Raw genomic sequence first — 22,127 nt, forward strand, 5'->3', positions numbered from 1 at the left:
ATGTTGAGAGTGACTTAGCAATCCTCGTGCCGAAAAAAAACCTCTGAAAATTCAGAGGTTTGATTTTTCGCACAAGGAACAGGCGTCAATCATCCGCCTGATCGTCACCTTCCCGGCGACTCATGCCGTACTTGCGCATCTTTTCTACAAGCGTTGTACGACGGATCCGCAGACGCTCCGCAGCACGCGCCACGATACCGTTTGCGTCATCCAGCGCCTGCTGAATCAAGCCCTGTTCCAGACCACCCAGGTAATCCTTGAGGTCCAGACCTTCCGGAGGAAGTACAGCACCGGAAGCGAAGTTCGGCGTGTGGGCATTGATAGCCACGCGCTCTTCCAGATCGCTGCGCAGGCTGTCGACCATCTGCTCGTCTTCATCATCGACGTAGCGGAATTTCTTCGGCAGCTCTGCCACACCGATCACGCCATAGGGATGCATGATCGCCATGCGCTCCACCAGGTTGGCAAGCTCACGGACGTTACCCGGCCAGGCATGACGGCACAGCGACATGATGGCAGCCGAATTGAAACGGATCGAACCGCGCTTTTCGTGCTCCATGCGCGAGATAAGCTCGTTCATCAGCAACGGAATATCTTCGACGCGCTCACGCAACGGAGCCATCTCGATCGGAAAAACGTTCAGACGATAATAGAGGTCTTCACGGAAACTGCCGATCTCGATCATGTTCTCGAGATTCTTGTGGGTCGCGGCAATGATGCGCACATCGATGCTTTGAGTCTTGTTGCTGCCAACCCGCTCAAAGGTACGCTCCTGCAGAACGCGCAGCAGCTTAACCTGCATCGGCAACGGCATGTCACCGATTTCATCCAGAAACAGAGTACCGCCATTGGCCAGCTCGAAGCGGCCGGCACGGCTGGTGATAGCACCGGTAAAGGCACCCTTCTCGTGACCGAACAATTCGCTTTCGAGCAATTCGGCCGGAATCGCACCGCAGTTGACCGGAACAAAAGGCGCGTCGCGACGCTTGGAGTGATAGTGCAGGTTGCGAGCGACCACCTCCTTGCCCGTACCCGACTCACCCAGAATCAGTACGCTTGCATCGGTATCAGCAACCTGTTGCATCATTTGCCGCACGTGCTGAATGGCACGACTGGTGCCTACCAGACTGCGGAACAGATTGGGTTCGCGATGCCGACCACGCTCGCGGGCCTGATCGTACATTTCACGATAAACCTGGGCACGGTGCAGGGCATCCAGCAATTTGCTGTAGCTGGGAGGCATTTCAAGGGTAGAAAGCACGCGCCGACGCAGGTCTTCAGGAAGGTCGACGGCAGAATTTTCGCCCATCAACAGGACCGGAAGGAACTCATCCCATGCAGCGACTGTCTTAAGGAGTCCTTGCAGGCTACCTGGAGCGCTCACGCTTCCCACGAGTACGCAGAGAACTTCGCGCGTAGAGGCCAATGAACCGACAACCTGCTGCCAGTCCTGGCTGGAACAGGATAAATTTTCTTCGCCCAGAAAATTCAGGATAACCGCCAGATCCCGGCGGCGCTGGCTATCGTCATCGATTAGCAGAATCTTGATTTCACGCCACATGCAATAGCAACTTCCCTAGTCAACTCAATGCCCGAGATCGTGGGCAGCTTGGCATCTCAGCCGTTATATCCGATGAGACGCCAGAAAATAGTGAACATCACTAGTTAAGTCAAAAAAACATATACAGTCAAATTTATGGCGAAACTATTGTCGAACAATCAAACCGACAAATAATAGCTAGCCAAACAGATGGTATACCTTCGCGGCGTTTTTGGCATTGCGGATTTGTGTCATTTCGTCGGCGATTGCCTGACGCTCATCTGTAGCAACGTCAATCAATTGTCGATATACGCCCAGCAGCTCTTCCAGATTGCTGCGCAGCCCCGGCTCATCAGCAGGCGCTTCGCTGACAACAGCCTCAACACACTCACGGCATGCCAGATCAAGTTTGACGATTGCATCCCAGTCACGCTCGGCCAGAGCCCCGACCAACGCTTCACGGGTTTCTTCGATACGCTTGAGCGCAGCACTCATGGTGTTTTTCTCCAGAAGACAGCGAACTTATTGTTGTACGGCGCCGATTGCATCCCAGCCTTCCTTGACTGTGATCAGCAGGCCGGCAACTTCATCGAGCATCTTTTCATCGTTCTTGGCATTGGCTTCAGCCAGACGCTTCATCATGTAGTGATAAAGACTGTCCTGGCGAACCAGCGTCGGGTCGTTTTCCAGATCCAGCCCTTCACGCAGCCCACCCACAATGCCGATGGCCTTGCCGATAAAAACGCATTTGTTGGGGATATCCTTGCGCGCCATGGCGCCTTTGGCCTGGGCGATGCGGTCAAGGCCACCCTCCATCAACATCTGAACCAGACGGTGAGGGCTGGCTTCAGAGGTCTGTGCCTGGGAGCCAATCTTCTGATACTGACGCAGTGCTAACATCGGGTTCATGGGGGGCCTCGTAGCAGATCCAGATTACGTATACCCAAGCTATCGACGTACGGTCAAAAAACTTTAGCCCAAAAGCAAAAACCCGACACGGGGTCGGGTTCTTGGCATCATCTTTAATTTACGAAGCGTTTTTCTGTGCATTCATCGCCTCGAAAATCGAGGTGATACTGCTGGCCGTTGCCTTGAGCTTACCTACCGCCAGGTCCATCGCGTTGTACTTTTTGGTCAGCGTATCAGTCAGCGTATCAATACGACGATTAAGAGCCTCTTGCTCAGCAGTGAGTCGAGTCTGAACCTGAGTCAGCATGTTTTTCTTGGAAGCAAGAACCCCTCCCGACCTCGTGTAGGGTTCGAGGGCTTTTTCCATACGCTCGATCAAGCCACCACTACCGGTAAACAACTGCTGAATCTCACCACCAAACTTCTTGTCATTCAGGGCTGCGGTAAATTCAGTGGTATTCAACGACAGCGTACCGTCGTTTTGCTGGGTCGTGATACCCAACTGAGCCAGAGAACCCAGACCGCTGCTGGAGGTCGCCGTAGCAATCTGGTTACGAACAACCGCGAGCAAGGCACGAGGCGTCGAATCCCCCGTCATGGCAGCTGCCGTGAAGCTTTTCCCATCAGCAGATACAGTGCCTTTGGTCAGCGTCGTTACAAGCTTGGCCAAGGTGTTGTAGGAATCGACAAAGGTCTGCAACGAGGTTTTCAAACCCTCGGTGTTGGTCCCGACCGTGATGGCCGTGTTCGCGTTAGCGTCGACACTCTTGGCCACCAGCTCGAACGTCAGACCGGATACAGCGTTGCTGACCGTATTGGTCGAACTGGTGATCTTCAGCCCATCGATGGTGAACTCGGCATCCAGAGCCAAGTCCGAAATCGCGCCGGCGCCTGGAATAGGATTGCCATTGGCATCGGTCGAGGTGCTGGTGGTGCTCATCAACTTGGTGCCATCGACACTCAGCATGCTGAGCTCTGTACCGCCATCAACCGAAATATCACTGCCCTTGCCGGTAGTCGTCGAGCTGTACACCAACCGCGAGCCATTGCTGTCGGTAATGATGTTCGCCGAGATACCTTTACCCTGGAGCGTGGAGTTGATCGTGTCACGCACCTGCTGCAGCGTAGAAGTCGAAGTAATCTTGACTTCGTGAATAGTGCCATTTTGAGTGATTTTCAGGGTACCACTCGGAATAGCACTGGTTTGAGACGAATTGAGTGCAGCCGTCGCAACCTTGGAACTGGTCGCCAACTGGCTCACGTTAAGAGAATAAGTACCACTGACCGCTGTATTACCCGCAGTTGCCTTGACCACAGACTCATTGGCTGAAGTGGCGGCAAAACCCTGAAAGGCAGGTGTTGTGGTGCTCTTGAGAGCGGTCATCGCCGTCTGAAAGGCACTCAATGCAGCAGTGAGCTGATCGACGCCACCAGAAGCCGCATTATTGACACTGGTCTGCCGGGTGATCTGGTTTTGCTTGGCAGCCTTCTCGACCCCAACCAGACCATCAACGATCTCTTTGATATTCAGACCAGAGTTGATGCCTGTACTTGCTGTAATTGTAGCCATGATGCTTACCCCTCAAGAATGTCGCCGATCTTTTGACCCTTTCAAGGAATCGGAAAATCTGCAACAAGTTTCGTGCCAGTAGTCAGGCCTTGGCGTGGAACAACAAGCTGTGCGCGTCGCTCAAGCTATCGGCCAGTTTCAGGATTTCCGCATTGGGAATCTGTCGGACCACCTCACCGGAGTCACTTGCAATCACTTTGACAATGACTTTTCCAGAATCTTCGTCAATCGAAAATTCGAGGTTACGTCTGACCGACTGAAAGAACTTCTGAATGTCTTCCGCGGCAGCCTTAACCTTCTCCTCTTCCTGTGAGTCGTCCTTGTGCAAATCAGAACTCTTACTTTCAGACGTCGGAGCCACTCGCTCGACGGAAGGCGTATCAACAGGCTTATCCGCTGCCACAGCAGGACTTGCCGATTGAGCGGGTGGATAAGACAGGTTCAGCTTTACACTCATATCCATGACCATCACCTCCGAAAGTAAAAAAGCGAGAGAGCACTGTTACGCACTCCCCCGCCAAACTCATCCCGATATTACTGAAGCAGTTTCAGTACAGCGGAAGGCAGCTGGTTAGCCTGAGCCAGAACAGAGGTGGAAGCCTGTTGCAGGGTCTGTTGCTTGGTCAGCTGTGCAGTTTCAGCAGCGAAGTCGGTATCTTGTACACGACCCAGTGCAGCACTGGCGTTTTCGTTGATGTTCTGCAGGTTGGAGATGGTGCTGGTCAGACGGTTTTGTGCAGCACCGAGGTCAGCACGAGTTGAGTTGATGGTCGACAGAGCGGAGTCGATAGCGTCCATTGCAGCAGAGAATTTGGTCTCTGCATCGGCGCTGTCGGAACCGGCGATGCTGATAGCCGAACCAACACCCAGAGTGTCAGCGTCGAAGCTGGAGCTCAGAGTCAGAGTGATCTGGTTCGAAGCGCCAGTGTTGGAGCCAACCTGGAAGGTCATGGTGCTGGCAGTACCGTCGATCAGGTTCTTGCCGTTCAGGTTGGTGCTGTTTGCGATACGAGTCAGCTCTTCACTCATCGCGGTGAATTCTTTGTTCAGAGCGTCACGGTCAGTAGCGCTGTTGCTGTCGTTTCGCGACTGGACAGCCAGTTCACGCATACGCTGCAGAATGTTGGTGGACTCTTGCAGAGCACCTTCAGCGGTCTGAGCCAGGGACATACCGTCGTAGGCGTTCTTGATGGCCATGGTCTGGCCTTTGATCTGCGAGTTGATACGAGTGGAGATTTGCAGACCGGCAGCGTCGTCTTTGGCGCTGTTGATTTTCAGACCGGAAGACAGACGAGTCATCGAAGTCGACAGTGCGTCAGAGGCGCGACCCAGGTTCTTCTGAACGTTCAACGATGCAACGTTGGTGTTTACTGTTAAAGCCATGATGAATTCCTCGTTGGTTGGGTACTACGTGGCTTCCGGCCCCTGCAAGCGCCGGGTGTGCCTAGAGAACCTTCGTAATAGTTATCGTCGCGGTGGCAGGTTGCTTGAGCATTTTTTTGAAAATTTTTGCCAGCAATCTGCCAGCCCTTACAAAACAAGGGCTTGGCGCCCTACTCACGAGGAAATAACACCCGTAAACGGCTTTGCATAAAGGAACTTGCAAGGATGGAAAAAGCAGAAACTCAAAACTGCTGCTATTACGCAACCGCTCTTTCTCATGAAAAAAGCGCTTGAGGGATGCCCCGCAAGCGCTTTTTTGAACAGGCCGGGATCAGGCCCTGTAGATGATCGCCGATCCCCAGGACAGTCCGACACCAAAACCACTCAGTGCAACGCGCTTCCAGGAAGAGTCGAGCACATGTTTTTCAATCAGCAGCGGAATGCTCGAAGACACCGTATTGCCGGTTTCGACCATGTCCTTGAGAAACTTCTCGGGCTTGTCTTCAAAACGACGCGCCACGGCATCAACGATGGCTGCACTTCCCTGATGAATACAGAAGGCATCGATATCGTCAGGCTGCAGGCCGGAATCCCCAAGCAGCTCATGCAGGTGCGCAGGCACTTTAAGCAATGCGAAGTTGAAGACCTGACGGCCATTCATGAAGAACACGCCGTTGCTGACCTTCAGGTGCGGCGCACCGGAACCGTCAGTACCGAACTTGGCCTTGCCCAACTGCCACGGAGCATCTTCGCCCATCCAGGTCGCAGTGGCGGCATCACCAAACAGCATGGTGGTGTTGCGATCTTCAGGGTCGACGATCTTCGAGTAAGGGTCGGCAGTCACCAGCAGGCCATTCTTCAGGCCCGCAGCTTCCATGAAGCCCTTGATCGCATAGATGCCGTAGACATAACCGGAGCAACCCAGGGAGATATCGAACGCAGCGACACTGGTCGGCAGGCCCAGCTTGTCCTGCACGATGGCAGCGGTATGCGGAAGCCCTTCTTCGTCACCGTTCTGCGTGACAACGATGAGCACATCGATGCTTTCGCGCGTCAGCTGAGGATTGTTGGCCAGCAGTTTATTGACCGCTTCCACGCACAGATCCGACGTTTCCTGAACGTCATCCTTGCGTGGGAGAAAGGTGGAGCCGATTTTCCCAAAGATGAACTCTTCATCCTTGCCGAATTTGGCACCTTGAGCGTAGTTATCCACGCCATCTGTGGGCACGTAACTCGCTATGCTTTTTATGCCAATCATCATGGCTTCCCGATTAGTAAACAGGTAAATATTCGTCCCAAAGAAATCAGGGCGCTACCGAATAGAGGCAATTTGCGGGCATTTTCAGGGGGCGGTGCATGCTTACGCAAGTCGAACGCACGTCGCTCCCTGTAACACGATACAGTGGAGATGCACTTTATGACCCGCAGGTCACTCCGAGATGCGTGCTTTACGATTTGTGGAGCATGGAAAAACACAAAAAAGCGTCTTCCCTGACCTTGCCAGGGAAGTGTGATCCGCCTGCGTTACAGACGGATCACCTGATCAGGCAGGATTAACGCGCAGCCAGCGTGAAGCCCGGGCCATTGAGGTCAAGATTGCGACTGTAAGCCTCATCCTGTGCGAACTGTGCCGACCATTTGTCGATCAGGGCCGCCAGCGCCTCGTCAGGAGCATTCACCACGCCGGAATGCACGACCTGGACATGGGGCGTCCAGACCGTCAGATAACCGGCCTGGGAAGCCTTGAGGCACAAATCGACATCGGCCAGGGCCTCGGCAAAATCACCTTCATCCAAACCGCCTACCGAGTCAAACAACGACTTCTCGATCATCAGGCAAGCCGAGGATACGGCCGAGTAATTCTGCTCGACCACCAAGCGGTGCATGTAGCCTCTGGATTTCTTCGACTCACCCACGAAACCTGAACCGACACCGCCATTGAGGCCCAGAATCAGGCCCGCCTGCGTCACGGTACCTTCGCGATCCACCAGCCTGACGCCAACGATACCGACTTCCGGACGCTGGGCCTGGTTGAGCAGCGACTCGATCCAGCCAACGTTGACGATCTGGCTCTGGGCATCCAGCAGAATCAGGTACTCACCCTTGGCTTCCTGGCTGACGAGGTTATTCAAGACCGCCGGGCTCAAACGCTGGTCAGACCTGAACACACGAACCCGGTTGGACAACTTCTCTTGCTGATCGAGCCAGGTCGACAGCTCAGGCGAACGGCTGTTGTTATCGGCAATCAGCACTTCAAAACGCTGATAACGGGTGCGCTGCAGAATGCTTTGCAGGCAGCGTTGCAGCTCCGGCAGGTTATCCTGGCTTTGCAGCAGGATCGACACCATCGGCCGATGAGTGTGGCGGTAGTCGATCTTGTAGGTGCCCGGCAGTATCGAACTGACTTCAGCCTGATAGCCGCGCTTGCCAATATGGCGAGTCAGCACCTTTTTCTCGTCTTCATTCTCCACAAGCTCGGGCGCGTCACAGATCAGAACCGGTTCACTCAAGTGCGCCAACCCGCTCATACCACCCTGCTCGATCAGGCGCAGCAGCAGATCGAACTCCAGCGCTTTCGGGAACTCACGGGAATAACCACCCGACTCGACCAGCAAGTCACGGCGGATCAGCCAGTGAGGCGCCATCAGCGCAGGCAGGCTTTGCAGCAGATCCAGGTTGAAGCCCGGACGGAACAGAGGTGCCAGCGTACCGTTAGGCTGACGATGGATTTCATCTACCGCCACCGCCCGGCATTGGGATGCGTCGATCAACTCGATGCTGGCCTGGAGCAAACCGCTTTGGGTGAACGCTTCACCGGCGCGAGCCAGCATCAACCAGTCACTGGAGGACTGTTTGACGACCTGATTGATCTTGTCGACGTAGTTGCTCTCGGTGACTTTCACGAAATGCAGGGTATTTTGCAAGGTGGTGGTCGCCGGCAGTTCACCCGTGGTGAAAACAATGACCTTGAACGCTCGATAATGACCATTGATCAAGCTATCGAAAGTGGCCTGCAATTTGAAAATATCGGCGTCAAGATCAAGCAGCAAAATGCCGATCTGCGAACCCGCCGGCTTTTTCTCCAGTCGGGCATTGAGCTTCTTCAGCTCTACAGGGCTCGGGCTGCGCGCATCCAGCCACTTGAGCAGGCGACCAGACGCCATGCCGTCGAGCAGCTTGCCGTTGTCATTGCCGGAAACAGCCTGCAGGCGCTTGCCCCAGGCCACGATCCGCTCGGCCTCCTCCTCATCGTCTGCAGACTTGCTCAGTTCCTGAGCCAGTTGCTGTACCACGCCATGGTTGAAGGCATAGGTGCCATAAGCCTGCCAGAGCCGGCTGACCAGCGTTTCGGCATCAGGGTTGGTTTGTGGGCGTAGCAATTCGTTCTGCTTGAGCAGCGCGGCCTCCAGACCGTCCAGTTGCTGGCAACCAGCTGGCAGGATATGGATCAGAAATTCGATACGGGCAAGCTCGTCGAAGAAGGGCTGGTTGTAAAACGGCATTTCAACGAACTGTCGAGGCTCGAAACGTGGCTCGGAGTGCTCAAAAGCAACGCTCCAGACCGCACTGACAATCTTTTCCTTGCCTTGAAAGCTCTGAGTGCCCAGGGACTCGCCCATGGCCTCGAACCCGGCCATGATCAGCTTTTCACCCTCTTCACCCGCAACAGCAGCCGAGCCCAGGGCAGACACCAGCGTCCGAGCAAACTCTTCACGCCCGGCCCTGGCCTTGGGATCGATATGCGTAAGCGCAGAATTGATTGCAGCATTATGACTCGACAGTACCTCTTCACTTTCAATGAAGTGCAGCCCATAGGGAACGGGCAGAATGCGCAGTTTGGCAGCCGCTGCCAGGTAAGCCATGTAGCCGATTTCCTGCCAATGCAGGGCGGTATTTTCAGGAACCGCAGCGAACCACTGCCGAGCCAGTTCGGTTCGGGTAACGGCGTTGAGCAGGGAAATACCCTGCCCCAGGAAACCGACAAGACGCTCGCTCGCCTGATCCGATGAGTGATCCTCGACGACCTTGCGGTCGCGACGCAAATAATCCACCTGACCGACGTGGGCCTGATAGCTCAGGCTGTAGCCCTGGCTCGCACCGTACTGTTCATTCTCTTCAAGAAAACGCAAGGCGTCGGTCAGTGCGCCCGGCAACAGGAAACTGCTGGCATCCAGGTACGTAACAAAAGGCGTGGCGACACGCTTGATGCCTTCGGCAATCCGGGCACTCAAACCGGCCTGGGCGAGTGCCGCATCGTGCCAGTACTCAAGACCCGGGGTCCTGGCGATTTCGGTATCGGGCGCCCGTGATGCATCCACAACCACAAGGGCGCAGGGATAGTCGCTGTAGTACTTCAAGGCTCGGCGCAGGAAATCCGGCTGATCCTGAGCCAGCAATACCAATGTCAGACGCTGATTCAACGGCATAGCTTCATTCCCGAAATTGCTTTGCATAGTCTTTCCCATAGCGAACCGATGACTCTCTCAACAGAGGGGACTGCTCGGCCCGCTGTTGAAGCAAGAGCAAAAACATAGCATCTCCAGCACAAGTCCTGCGCTGGAGAATATTCATTTTGTGCGGATCAATCCGGCAACCAGCCGTTGGCCCAGTACTGCAGGTTTTCGCCGCGCAGCATGAAATCGCGCAGTACGGTTTCCCGCAGCTCGTCACCCATGCGATAGCTGGCATTGGGGTCGGACAGGTGCATGCGGATCGCCTGCAACCACTCTTCGGAGCTGTTGGTGTGGACCCGAGTGGCTGGCAGATGCCCGCGATAGGCCTCGGTATCCGAGCAGATCACCGGGTAGCCGCAAGCCCCGTACTCCAGCAGACGCAGGTTGCTCTTGCAGTCGTTGAAGATATGGAACTCCAGCGGCGCCAGTGCCAGATCCAGGTTCAGGCTCGCCAGTTTTGCCGGGTATGTGCTCAGGCTTACAGCCGAATGGAATTCATGGATGTAAGGCCTGAGCAAATCGGGACACATGCCGAAGAAGACCCATTCGACTTCATCGGCCAGCTCGCGTATCACATCGACAATCAGCTCCAGATCACCCCGGTGACTGGTTCCGCCGCCCCAGCCGACCCGCGGCTTGCCGGAGCTGCGACGCAAACTCCTGAGATTGCTCCACAAATGGGGTGCCAGCATGTTGGGCACCACGCGAATATCGCTGTGCATGCCGGACAAGGCCTGGGCCAGTGGATGGGTCGACACCACGACCCGGTCACAGAGCCCGATACCCCGGCGCAACATGGTCTCAATGTTATCCGGCATATTGCGGCGATGCTCGTTCTTCTCCGGAACATCAGCAATGTAGTCATCCAGCTCGAAAATACGCATCGCACTGGAGTAATTCTTCACCAGGGCAATATCCGGCACCTTGGCCTCGGTGTAACGCCCCTGGAAGACGATGACATCCGGGGACTGACGCTCGATTTCGATGATCGAAGGCGACTCGTAGGTCATTCTCCCGAGTACCCGCCCGGCAGACACCAGTTCGAGCAAAGGCTGGCTGACCCGATAATGCCCCACGGCCGACGAATTGACAGCCATGCCCAGAATGGAAGGCAGATGTCGCGTGCAGAACGGGTTCCAGCCAGACTGCAACCCGGGCTCCAGATTGAACGAGGAGACCTCGCCAAGGCTCATGTTCGGGTTATAGGCCGGATCCCTGGCCATTTTCGGCAGCCATTTCAGGTAAAAGGACTTCTGCTCGTTATCAAGCTTCTCGCGAGAAGACTCCGAACGCTTAGCAGCGGCAGGCTCGGCCAGTACCACAGAGGAACATGACGTTCCGACAATCAGATAACCCTCGCCGCCGACGCGCATGCACAGGTCCAGATCATGCAGCCCCAAGGAGAACGAGGCCGAGTCCATCCCGCCAACACTTTCAAATACCTCTTTGCGCACCATCAGACAGTTACCACTGACAGCGCTCCAGTTTTGCGTCAACTGTAGCCGCTGCATGTAGCCACTCGCGCCTGCCGGAGAATTGACGAACGGCTTGCCTGCCAGCCCTTCCATTCCCAGCACCATTCCAGCGTACAGAATATTGCCCTGCGGATTGAGGATCCGCGAGCCGACAATACCGACCTCCGGACGCTGGGCATGATTAAGCAACTCATCAAGCCACTCGGCCTGATGAATCAGCGCGTGAGGGCTGAGGGTAACCAGATACTGGCCGCGGGCATGGGAAGCCGCAAAGTTCTGTGTGGCCGCTTCGTTATCGGCATCGGGAGAAACGAAAATCCGCAGTTTCTCGCTGCCCAGCTCACCCATGGCAGCAAACCAGGCCCGGGCCTCGGCACTCTCGCTGGCCTTGTCGACAATCAATACTTCGTAATGGGGATATCGAGTTTTGCTAAGCAAGCTGTCGAGGCAGCGCTCCAGATCAGCCAATTGATCACGGGTACTGATGATGATCGAGACCAGAGGACTGGACGCATGCAGATACTCGATACGGTTGAGCAGCGGCAACTGGTCATGATGGATAACATGCTCCAGGCCGATACGCTGCAGATGAGTCGACACCAGAGGCTCGCTACGCTCGATCACTTCAGGCAGTGAGAGCCATTGAGCAAACGACAGGCTGGACTCGACCTGGATTTCAGCAATGTGTTCGATGGTTTGCGGGCCGGCACTTTCCACCAGACGCCAGACCACATCATGGGGCGCCAACTCGCCATGGGCCGGGTCAAAACCGCCCATTGTCAGCAGGTTGCGGCGCTCGAACGCCAATGCCCGACCCACATAGGGGTAGCCCCGCATCAGATCAAGGTTGAAGTCAGGCTTGAACACCGGCTCCTGCGACTCGTCATCAACGATTGCGCCTTCATCACTGTAGACACACAACAGACCGGAAATCTGGGCGACACGCTCGGCCAGAATCAGCAGTGCAGGCTGGGTCAGACGGTCACCGGCACGCAGCAGGTAGACCCAGTCGGCGTGCTCCAGCAGCGGCAATACATCGTTCAATTGCTGCGACCAGTCGGCCTGCAGCGGAAAACGCAATACCTGCTGATCCTCGAGGCTGGCCGCATGGGTCAAGACCACAACGGACTCGGCCGGGTAATCCTGATCGGCAATGCTTTTGAGGGTCATTTCCAGTGCATCGGGATCATTCTGCGCATCGATCACCACCGGCACAATGCGTGGGTTCCAGGCCCAGTGCGCGATACGCTGCTCCAGAAGCTTTTTCTGAGGCTCGGTGAAGAGACGGCATGACAACCACTGGGCATAGAGTTCGGCGTAGCTTTCACTGTCACTGCCAACCCGGCTGCGCATGATGCCTTGCCTGCTGGCCATGATCCCGTTCATGTCAACCTCATCCCACTCCCTTGGCGACTCCAGTGCCTTGTGCAAGGCCATGAAGCGGACCCAGCCCTTGGCCGGTGCCTGCTCGCCGCTACGCGCCTTGAGCATCTCGTTCAGCCAACCCCATTCCGCAGTTGCAATGTGGTACATGTCCGGCTGGCTGCTGAGGCGGGCTGGATGCAAGCGTTCGAGACTTTCAATACTGTTCAGCGCAATCAGGTTGCCGCGTCGCAACAGGCAGTTGAACAATGCGAAGTCGAGCAGTGCAACAAAGCCCTGCCCCGGTTGCGCCAATGATGGCAAATACTCCAGAACATCGGCTCTGCGCATCATGGCGCTGCTGAAACAACCCAGCGTATTGCGTGAGGTACGCTCGAAAATCGCCAGCATGTCCTCACCCTTGAACAGGGCATCGTAGGGAACAAGACCAACGTTCTCCATGCGGGTCGGCAGCACATAGTCATCGACATCGACCAGATGTCGCTTGCCGACGACCAACTGGACATCAGGACACATATTCAGTGCCTGAGCCTGGCGGGCGATGCAATACCGATACAGGCGATCGTCATCACACAGGAACTTGATGTACTCACCCTTCGACTCATCAAGGCACTTGAGCATATTGCCCTGAAAACCCAGGCGATAAGGATTGCCTACGTAGCGTGCAATGCCATCCGGTGAGGGCACCAGCTCGTCGAAGATCTCTTTGATTTCACCGGTCTGACAGTCGTCGCAAACGATGATCTCAAGATGCTCATAGCTCTGGGCCAGAGCACTTTGCAGCGCTTCGCGGAAGAACCGTGGATTGAGGGCGGGGATGACGATACTGACAAGGGGAGCTGGATTCACAGTGCAAACTCATGAGCGGCGGGAAACCAGCCAGTCGAATGGCTTCCCTCACCGCTGAAAAAAGACGGCGGATGCTCAATGCCAGGAATCAGATCTGGCTGAACAGGTTCAACTTGGACAGTTGGACAAAAACTGCCTGGGATGCGTCCAGCATGGTCTTCTGCAACGTCAGTCGGGTGGTGGCTTCAACCATGTCGGAGTTGACGAACGTACCCTGCTCAACCTCATTGTTGCCCTTGAGCAAGTCGTTGGTCACGCCTTGCGCAGTGGCAGCGACCTGACGCGCACCACCCGCCGAACGCGCAGTGGAAGCCTGCTCTCTGCTGCTGATGATGTTACCCAGCGCCGAGGACAATGCCGCATCGAGCTTCTGCGAAGCAACCAGATCGCCATCGGCAGGTGTGGTCAATGCCTTGATCGCTGCCGACAGAGTGTTCAGCACGTTTTCGGTCTGATGGGTGGAAGACTGCACCACGAACTGGTCGCCACTGGCCGGCGTGCCGCTGATGGTGAAGTTGACGCCCGCAGCATTGGCAGTTGTCCCGCTCAGTGTGCCTGTGGACACCGGCGTACTGCTGCTGGTGATGGGCGAGGCATACAGTTCGTAATTCGTGGCACTGGTAAACCTGAGAATCGCGCCCGTGGTAGGGAATGTATTGTTGAACGCGGTCAGGTCCGCAGCGCTGGTCCCTACGACCGAACTGCTGATGTTCGCAGTCGAAGGGTTGCCTGGGCTACGGGAGGTGGTGACGCTGTCCGGCGTCGAAGCCAACTGATAGGTACGGTTGGTCAGGACCGCGTCCGCAGCCGCAGTCGTTGCCCTTTCCGCCGCCGTCAGGTTGACGTTCATGGTCAGCTCGACGCCACGGAAGGTAAAGGACTGATCATTGAAGCTGTCGTGGGTGAAATTACCCGCCGTCGAAGCATCGGCGGTCACATCATTGCCCGAACCATCCGTGATCTTGAACTGGGTGCTGCTCAGGAAGGTCAGCGTGTAAGGCTCGCCTGCCTGATAGTTGTTGTTATAGGCGTTGCTGGACTTCACCAGGCCACCGGTCAGCGATACCTTGCCATCTTCAACCGCCGGCGAGGTCAATGTCGCCGAAGTACGAGAGGTGTTGATTGCCTGCTCGAATGCCTCGAAACCGGTGGTGTTGCTTGCCAGCACCAGACCGTCACCCACCGCGAGGTTCACGTGGGTCTGGTCACCGTTGTAGCTGTAGGTGCCGTCGGCATTCTGCGAGTACGGAGGAATCGAGGATTTCGAGCCCGAGAACATGTACTGACCGTTGGAGTCCTGGCTGTTCATCAGGCCCAGGATCTGGCTTTGCAACTGCTTGAGTTCATCTGCCGTGGAGATACGGTCCTTGTCGGTATACGAACCGTTACCCGCCTTGACGATCAACTCCTGGGCAGTCTGCATGGCATCGATGATGCTGGTCAGCGCGGTTTCGGAGTTGGTGGTGTTGGTATTGATCGTACCGATGTTCGATGAGTACTGAGTCAGCATGGAGTTCTGCTGCGCCAGTTGCAGGACGCGAGCGGCACCCACCGGGTCATCACTGGCGGTATTGAGCTTGATCCCGCTGGAGACTTCGTCGCCAGTCTTGATCATGTTTGAATAATTGCGCTGATAGTTCGAAGTCGTGGCTTCGTAGAACTGGGCAGTTGAGATACGCATGGTTCACGACTCCTTAAAGACTGTTGATCAGCGTGCTGAAAATGGTTTGTGCCGCCTTGATGATCTGCGAAGAGGCGGTGTAGTACTGCTGATACTTGATCAGGTTGGCCGCTTCTTCGTCCAGCGACACGCCCGATACCGAATCACGCGCCGACTTGGCCTGGGCCAGAACGGCATCGGTAGCCGTCACATCGCTCTTGCCCTGACTGGCGCGAGTACCGATCTTGGCGACCAGGTCACCATAAGCGCCAGACAGGCTGGTGCCGACACTGCCACCGGTCACGTCAACGCTCTTGGCGGTCTGCAAAGCCACACCGGCCAGGGCGTTACGGTTGTCGGAAGAACCGGCACCGGTCAGATCGATGCTGAAAGTGTCATTGACGATCGGCGAACCCGAGAGGGTCATCTCGATCTCGAATGCGGTCTGGGTGCTTGGCGTGGTACGGGTATCGGCGTAGCCCACGCTGAGCTTGATGGTGTTGCTCTGCCCTTGAACGATCGAACCGCCCACGGCATTGCCATTCTGGTCGAGCACGGCTGCACCGGTGGAATCCACCAGCGTGTAGCTTTGCACGCCAGTGCTGCTGACCGCCCCCATCACCAGCTTCATGGGCGTGGTGCTCTGCAGCGCGTTGCGCAGGTCGGCGGTCTGGGTCGAATCGTAGATGTCGGCCTTGGTGTTGAGAACCGGCTGAGTAAAGCCACCGGTGCCGGAGTTGCTGACACCCGCCTTGGCGGTCAGGGGCGCGGCTGCGGCAATGTCCTTGGCGTCGGTCAGGGCAACGGCGATACCCGAAGCACCGTTGCGCGTCGGGCTGACTTTGAAGGAGTCACCCGCGGCCAGCGTGTTGCCGTTGAGGCTGACAGTGAAGCCCTCGAACTGGGTCGGCGGGTTATCCGTCAACGAACCGGTACCGACGCTTTCGCCATTGGGCAGGCGACGCACCGTGAAGTTGTTGGCATCGCTGAAGGTGACTTCGTAATCGTCAGCCGTCAGTTTGCTGGTGTCCTTGATCGTGACATCCAGGTTGCCCGAACCCGCACTGTTACCCACCTTGCCGATGCTGCGCTGGGTGATCAGATCGGCGCTGTTGATGTTGGTGAACAGGCTCGAACCGAAATTACCCTTGCTGTCGATACCCTGGCTCATCTGGCTGTTGACCTGATCGGCCAGCACCAGTGCAACACGCCCAAGCTCGTTGCTTGCAGGGGTCAACACTTCCGAGCGATAGCGCAGCAAGCCGCCGATAGCGCCACCCGTCACCACCGACGTCACGTCAGTCGAGGTCTGACCGATCGTGATCTGCAGGTTGTATTGCGTGGCGTCTGTTTTACTCGGCGTAGCTGTCAATGCGTATGAAGAAGAACCGCTCACCAGAGACTGACCGGTTCCGGTCATGACCTCGTAAGTGCCATTGCTGCTCTCAAGGACCTTGACGCCGATCAGCTCATTGAGTTTACGAACCGACTCATTGCGCGTATCGAGCAGACTGTTGGGTGTGGTGTTACCCGTAGAAGCGGCCGTAATCTGCTTGTTCAGACTGGCAATAGTGCTTGTCAGCTCGTTGACCTGATCGGTAAACGTGGTCAGTTGCGCATTGACGTTCTCGTTCTGCGACGACAACTGCGCAGCAATCGAGTTGAACCGTGCACTCAACGCGCTTGCCTGGGTCAGGAAAGTCGAACGCTCGGCAGACTGAGTCGCATTGGAAGCAACGGATTGCAGGTCGGTAAAAAACTTCGACAACTGCGCTGCAACGCCTGTGGTGCTGTCCGACAGCAAGGTATCGGTCTTGCTGGCCTGCCCAGCGTAAGCCACGGCATCGGCACTGAGCGCCGTACCGGCTTGCAATTGGGTATCAAGGTAGCCGTTGTAGATACGACGCACATCGGACAGCGTGGTGCCGGTACCGATATAGCCGATACCCAGGCCAATGTTGATCTGCGCCGAAGCTGTGGTCATTACCTGCTGACGCGAATACCCGGCAGTGTCCACGTTGGCCGTGTTGTTACCGATGGTATTGATCGCGGCACTGCTGGCAGTAATACCCGAGAGCCCAATTGAAATCAGCGACATGATTCAAACCTTATAAAGTCGTGGAAGAGCCCGTTGCAGCGGCGTAGTTCTGGTAACTCTTCATCTGTTTCGCAATCTGCGAAATCTTGCTTGCGTAGGCCGGGTCCGTGGCGTAACCGGCCTTCTGCAATTCTTTTACATACTGCTCAGAGTTATCGGCGGAGTTGATGACTTCTTTATACCGATTGTTGTTCTGCAACAGGCTGACCAGGTCATGGAAGCTGTCAGCATAGGAATCGTAGGAACGGAAGTCCGCCGTCTCCTTGACCATCTTGCCGTCACGGAACTCACTGGTGATTGCACGGGCCTGCGCCCCTTGCCAGCTACCGGTTGCCTTGATGCCGAACAGGTTGTGGCTGCTACTGCCATCCTGCTGACGCATGATGGATTTACCCCAGCCGGTTTCCAGCGCAGCCTGGGCCACCAGCATGACGGGATCGACGCCAATGCGCGCTGCCGCCTCCTTGGCCAGAGGCAACATGGTCGCCACAAACTGGTCGGAGTTGCCGAAAGCACGCTTGGCCGGTGCCAGCGGCGGCTGAGCCATGGTACGAACGTATTGCGGCTCGGCAAGATTGGGATCCAGCGTCCAGTCACCATTGCTGCCGGTCGATGTCGCACGCTGCACAGCCATCGGGCTATTGGCATTTGCATTGGTGGTTGCCGTCGAAGGCACAATCCCCAGCAGCAAACGATCGGTAAGCTTGGTCGGCAATGCCAGGCGGCGCGAATTGAGCAGCGCCATGTCATTACGCCCTTCGACAGAGCCAGCAGCCCCCGCCTTGTCTGCCGCTGCCGAGCGAGTCGCCCACAACGGACGCTGATAGACGCTGGTGGCCAACCCCGCCTTGGAGGAATCCGTAGCAGCAGCCTGGGTACCACTCGCTGCAGCCGCGTGATTGACGCCCTTGTCCTTGGACAACTGGCGCATCAGCACATCCTGCAGCCCGATGCCATTGGCACGGGTCGACAGGGTAACGGCCAGTTGCTGGTCATACATGTCCTGATACTGCCGCGTTGCAGCAGTATTCAGCGGATTGTCCTTGGCCAGCACTTCGTTGGCCGAGCGCATGGCCTTGAGCATCTGGCTGACGAACAGCGACTCGAACTCCCGAGCCACCTTTTTCAGGTTCTCCGGGCTGTCCTTGTCGCCATTCTTCAAAGCGGCCAGACGATTGACATCGGTATAGGCACCCGAGTCGACCGTTGTGGAAATTCCGCTCTTGGGCATATCCATGATCGATTCCTCAGATCACGATCAGGTCGGCTTGCAACGCGCCGGCCTGCTTCAGGGCTTCGAGAATGGCCATCAAGTCACCGGGAGCCGCGCCCACCTGGTTGACCGCACGAACGATCTCATCCAGCGTGGTGCCCGGGCCGAACTTGAACATCGGATGCATTTCCTGCTGGGCATTGAGCCTGGAGCGCGGCACCACAGCTGTCTGGCCATTGGAAAGCGCGCCCGGCTGGCTGACGATAGGATCTTCAGTGATGGTCACGGTCAGGCTGCCGTGAGTCACGGCGGCTGGCGATACCTTGACGTTCTGGCCGATCACGATAGTGCCGGTCCGAGAGTTGATGATGACCTTGGCGGCAGTCTGGCCCGGATCGATTTCCAGGTTTTCCAGAATCGACAGGTAATCCACACGCTGCCCCGGATCAAGAGGCGCAGTCACACGCACCGAACCACCGTCCAGCGCCTGGGCGACGCCAGGGCCAAGCATGTCGTTGATCTTGTCCACGATGCGCTTGGCCGTGGTGAAGTCGGAGCGGTTGAGGTTCAGGGTCAGGCTGTTGCCCTGATTGAAACCGCTCGGCACCGCACGCTCGACCGAAGCACCGCCCGGAATACGACCGGACGACGGAACGTTGACGGTAATCTTCGAACCGTCACGACCTTCAGCATCGAAGCCACCCACCACCAGGTTGCCCTGGGCAATAGCGTAAACGTTGCCATCGACACCCTTGAGCGGGGTCATCAGCAGACTGCCGCCCCGCAGGCTCTTGGAGTTACCGATGGACGAAACGCTGATGTCCACCACCTGACCCGGCTTGGCGAAAGGCGGCAGGTCCGCATAGACCGCCACCGCCGCAACGTTTTTCAACTGCACGGTGCCCGAGCCGCTCGGCACCTTGATGCCGAACTGCGACAGCATGTTGTTGAAGGTCTGCAGGGTAAACGGCGTCTGGGTGGTCTGGTCACCCGTACCATTGAGGCCGACGACCAGGCCATAACCGATCAATTGGTTGGCCCGTACGCCCGAGATACTGGCGATGTCCTTCAGGCGCTCGGCCTGAACACCGAAGGCGGTGGACAGCAGCAGGGTTGCCGCAATCAGTTGCTTGAACTTGATCATGTCTATCCCGCTATCAGAAAGGGAACAACGGGCTGAGGAAGAACCGGTCGAACCAGCCTGGCTGGTTGGAGTCGGCAAATGCACCAGTACCTGAATACGTGATACGCGCATCAGCCACTCGCGTGGATGACACAGTGTTATCGGTGGCAATGTCGTCGGCACGAATCAGACCGGCAATACGGACCAGCTCATCACCGGTATTGAGGGTCAGCCACTTTTCGCCACGCACCGCCAGAATGCCGTTGGGCATGACATCGGCAACCGTCACCGTCACCGAACCGGTCAGGCTGTTGCTCTGGGCGGCCTGCCCCTGACCTGCGGTAGAACGTGCGCCCGTGTAACCGGCATTGAGACTCAGATCGTTACTGCCGATCGGGTTATTGGTCGTCAATCCGGAACCGAACAACGAAGTCAGACCCAGGTTGGCGGTGCTGTCCTTGGTAATGGCAGAGCTTGCAGCCTTGCTGGACGCCATCCGCTCGGAAAGTGTGATGGTGATGATGTCACCCACACGAAAGGCTTTGCGGTCGCCATACAGGTTCTGCTCGAAACCGGCCTGATAGATCGCACCATTGTTTGCAGCGGCAGACATGGGCGTACGCGGCAACACCGGCGCGTAATAAGGGTCATTAGGCTTGGCAGAGGGCGCCACACAGCCTGACAGCAAGGCAATCGCACTCAAGGGGGCGATCAACACTGAAAAACGCAGAACACTAAGGCGTTTCATGACACTTGAAACCTCGCGGTGTAGCAGGCGCCCATCAGACGCCTTGTCGGTTTTGAGCAGATACATCAGGGTCTTACAGATTCTGAGTCAGGTTCTGCAACATCTGGTCGGCAGTCGAGATCACTTTGGAGTTCATCTCGTAGGCACGCTGAGTGGTGATCATGTTGACCAGCTCTTCAACCGTGCTCACGTTGGAGTTTTCCAGGGTGTTCTGCAGGGTGGTACCCAGGCCGTTCAGACCAGGAGTACCCACTTGAGGCGCGCCGCTGGAACCGGTTTCCAGGTACAGGTTGCCGCCAATGGCCTGCAGGCCGGCCGGGTTGATGAACTCGGCGGTCTGGATGTTGCCGATGACCTGCGGCGTGGCAGTGGCGCCCGCTACGGTGATCGAAACAGTACCGTCCTGACCGACAGTGAACGTCTGGGCGTTCTGAGGAACGACAATCGCAGGCTCAAGGGCATAACCATTGGCAGTCACGATCTGGCCAGTGGAGTCCAGGTGGAAAGTACCATCGCGGGTGTAGGCGATGGTGCCGTCAGGCTGCGAGATCTGGAAGAAACCACGGCCATTGACGGCCAGGTCCAGAGGGTTCTCAGTTGTCTGCAGGCTACCGGCGGTGAAGTTCTTTTGCGTACCGACGATGCGCACACCTGTACCCAGTTGCAGACCGGACGGCAGTTCGCTGTCCTGCGTCGACTGGGCACCCGGCTGACGCTTGATCTGATAGAGCAAGTCCTGGAATTCGGCACGATCACTCTTGAAACCTGTGGTCGAAACGTTCGCCAGGTTGTTGGAGATGGTGGTCAGGTTGGTGTCCTGAGCAGCGAGGCCGGTTTTCGCAACGTATAGTGCAGGAAGCATTCGTATTCTCCTCAAGCGCCGGTTTGTCGGCGCAAGCTGTCAATGGTTAGCCAAGTTGCAAGACGCGAGCCATCGCCTGGTCATCTTCTTCAGCTGTTTTCATCATTTTGACGTGCAATTCAAACTGCCGGGCCAGGGCCAGTACCGAGGTCATTTCCTCCACGGCATTGACGTTGCTCGCCTGCAGAAAACCGGACTCGACACGCACATTGGCGTCCATTGGCGCAGCCTGACCGGTCTTGGTATGAATCAGGCCGTCCGGGCCTTTCTCCATGGTGCTCATGTCAGGATTGACCAGCTTGATGCGGTCAACCTGCGCCATCACCTGCGGGCTTTCGCCCATGGAGCGAATACTGATCGTGCCGTCGGCACCGATCTCGATCTGCTGCTCGGGCGGCACGGCAATCGGCCCGCCGTTGCCCATGACCGGCAAGCCGCTGCCGTTGCGCAACACACCCAGGGCATCGATATTCATGCCGGCACTGCGGGTATAGGCCTCACCACCATCGGCAGTCTGGACCGCAATCCAGCCATCACCCTTGACGGCAACGTCCAGCTCGCGGCCGGTCTGGATCAGTGCACCACCGGAGAAGTCAGTACCCGGACGCTCACCCATCGCATAGGCACGCGAAGGCATGACCTCGCCAAATACCGGCATCGAACGGGCCTGTTGCAGGTCGCGCATGAAGCCATTGGTCGATACGTTAGCCAGGTTGTTGGCATGCACCTTTTGCGACTGGGCGTTTTCAGACGCCCCGCTCATTGCGACATAAAGCAACTTGTCCACAGTGTTCCTCCTCCGACAGACGCTTGCCGCCTGTAGCTGTTCTGAGGGGGAGAAAGCAATTTTGGGACCAACT

At 56.7% G+C, this 22,127-nt stretch carries 16 protein-coding genes; all 16 read right to left on the bottom strand.

Going from position 1 to position 22,127, the window contains the following annotated elements; genetic code table 11:
- Positions 1–85 precede the first annotated feature (85 nt).
- The 16 genes from fleQ to KGD89_RS16705 all read right to left on the bottom strand — a co-directional run bounded on the left by fleQ (position 86) and on the right by KGD89_RS16705 (position 22,054).
- Positions 86–1,561, bottom strand: coding sequence for a transcriptional regulator FleQ (fleQ, locus tag KGD89_RS16630; protein ID WP_025260900.1), 1,476 nt, complete (start codon positions 1,559–1,561; stop codon positions 86–88).
- Positions 1,562–1,738: 177 nt separating this feature from the next.
- Positions 1,739–2,035, bottom strand: coding sequence for a flagellar protein FliT (fliT, locus tag KGD89_RS16635; RefSeq protein WP_025260901.1), 297 nt, complete (start codon positions 2,033–2,035; stop codon positions 1,739–1,741).
- Between the two features lie 27 nt (positions 2,036–2,062).
- On the bottom strand, positions 2,063–2,449 hold the full coding sequence (gene fliS, locus KGD89_RS16640) for a flagellar export chaperone FliS (protein WP_025260902.1): 387 nt from the start codon (positions 2,447–2,449) through the stop codon (positions 2,063–2,065).
- Positions 2,450–2,567: 118 nt separating this feature from the next.
- A complete protein-coding gene (gene fliD, locus KGD89_RS16645) occupies positions 2,568–4,019 on the bottom strand; it encodes a flagellar filament capping protein FliD (protein ID WP_371856535.1) in 1,452 nt (483 codons plus the stop codon).
- 82 nt (positions 4,020–4,101) lie between these two features.
- Entirely contained in the window at positions 4,102–4,482 is a 381-nt protein-coding gene (locus KGD89_RS16650) for a flagellar protein FlaG (RefSeq protein WP_025260904.1), read from the bottom strand.
- 71 nt (positions 4,483–4,553) lie between these two features.
- A complete protein-coding gene (locus KGD89_RS16655; protein WP_025260905.1) occupies positions 4,554–5,402 on the bottom strand; it encodes a flagellin domain-containing protein in 849 nt (282 codons plus the stop codon).
- A 331-nt stretch (positions 5,403–5,733) separates the two neighbouring features.
- Positions 5,734–6,660, bottom strand: a complete 927-nt coding sequence (locus KGD89_RS16660) for a ketoacyl-ACP synthase III (protein ID WP_025260906.1) — start codon at positions 6,658–6,660, stop codon at positions 5,734–5,736.
- 295 nt (positions 6,661–6,955) lie between these two features.
- A complete protein-coding gene (locus tag KGD89_RS16665; RefSeq protein ID WP_025260907.1) occupies positions 6,956–9,856 on the bottom strand; it encodes a glycosyltransferase in 2,901 nt (966 codons plus the stop codon).
- A 128-nt stretch (positions 9,857–9,984) separates the two neighbouring features.
- Complete coding sequence (locus KGD89_RS16670) at positions 9,985–13,563, bottom strand: glycosyltransferase (protein WP_025260908.1); 3,579 nt, start codon at positions 13,561–13,563, stop codon at positions 9,985–9,987.
- An 88-nt stretch (positions 13,564–13,651) separates the two neighbouring features.
- Positions 13,652–15,244: a flagellar hook-associated protein 3 gene (locus KGD89_RS16675; protein ID WP_025260909.1), complete on the bottom strand. Its 1,593-nt coding sequence runs from the start codon at positions 15,242–15,244 to the stop codon at positions 13,652–13,654.
- Positions 15,245–15,257: 13 nt separating this feature from the next.
- Complete coding sequence (flgK, locus tag KGD89_RS16680; protein ID WP_025260910.1) at positions 15,258–17,321, bottom strand: flagellar hook-associated protein FlgK; 2,064 nt, start codon at positions 17,319–17,321, stop codon at positions 15,258–15,260.
- A gap of 10 nt (positions 17,322–17,331) precedes the next feature.
- Entirely contained in the window at positions 17,332–18,558 is a 1,227-nt protein-coding gene (gene flgJ / locus KGD89_RS16685) for a flagellar assembly peptidoglycan hydrolase FlgJ (protein ID WP_025260911.1), read from the bottom strand.
- A gap of 10 nt (positions 18,559–18,568) precedes the next feature.
- Positions 18,569–19,678 carry a flagellar basal body P-ring protein FlgI gene (locus KGD89_RS16690; protein WP_025260912.1) on the bottom strand — a complete coding sequence of 370 codons (1,110 nt, stop codon included), beginning with the start codon at positions 19,676–19,678 and terminating at the stop codon, positions 18,569–18,571.
- Between the two features lie 13 nt (positions 19,679–19,691).
- Positions 19,692–20,405, bottom strand: coding sequence for a flagellar basal body L-ring protein FlgH (gene flgH / locus KGD89_RS16695; RefSeq protein ID WP_025260913.1), 714 nt, complete (start codon positions 20,403–20,405; stop codon positions 19,692–19,694).
- 73 nt (positions 20,406–20,478) lie between these two features.
- Positions 20,479–21,267, bottom strand: coding sequence for a flagellar basal-body rod protein FlgG (gene flgG / locus KGD89_RS16700; RefSeq protein ID WP_025260914.1), 789 nt, complete (start codon positions 21,265–21,267; stop codon positions 20,479–20,481).
- Positions 21,268–21,313: 46 nt separating this feature from the next.
- Positions 21,314–22,054: a flagellar basal body rod protein FlgF gene (locus KGD89_RS16705; RefSeq protein WP_025260915.1), complete on the bottom strand. Its 741-nt coding sequence runs from the start codon at positions 22,052–22,054 to the stop codon at positions 21,314–21,316.
- Positions 22,055–22,127 lie beyond the last annotated feature (73 nt).

Source organism: Pseudomonas cichorii, assembly GCF_018343775.1.
In the GTDB taxonomy this organism is placed as follows: domain Bacteria; phylum Pseudomonadota; class Gammaproteobacteria; order Pseudomonadales; family Pseudomonadaceae; genus Aquipseudomonas; species Aquipseudomonas cichorii.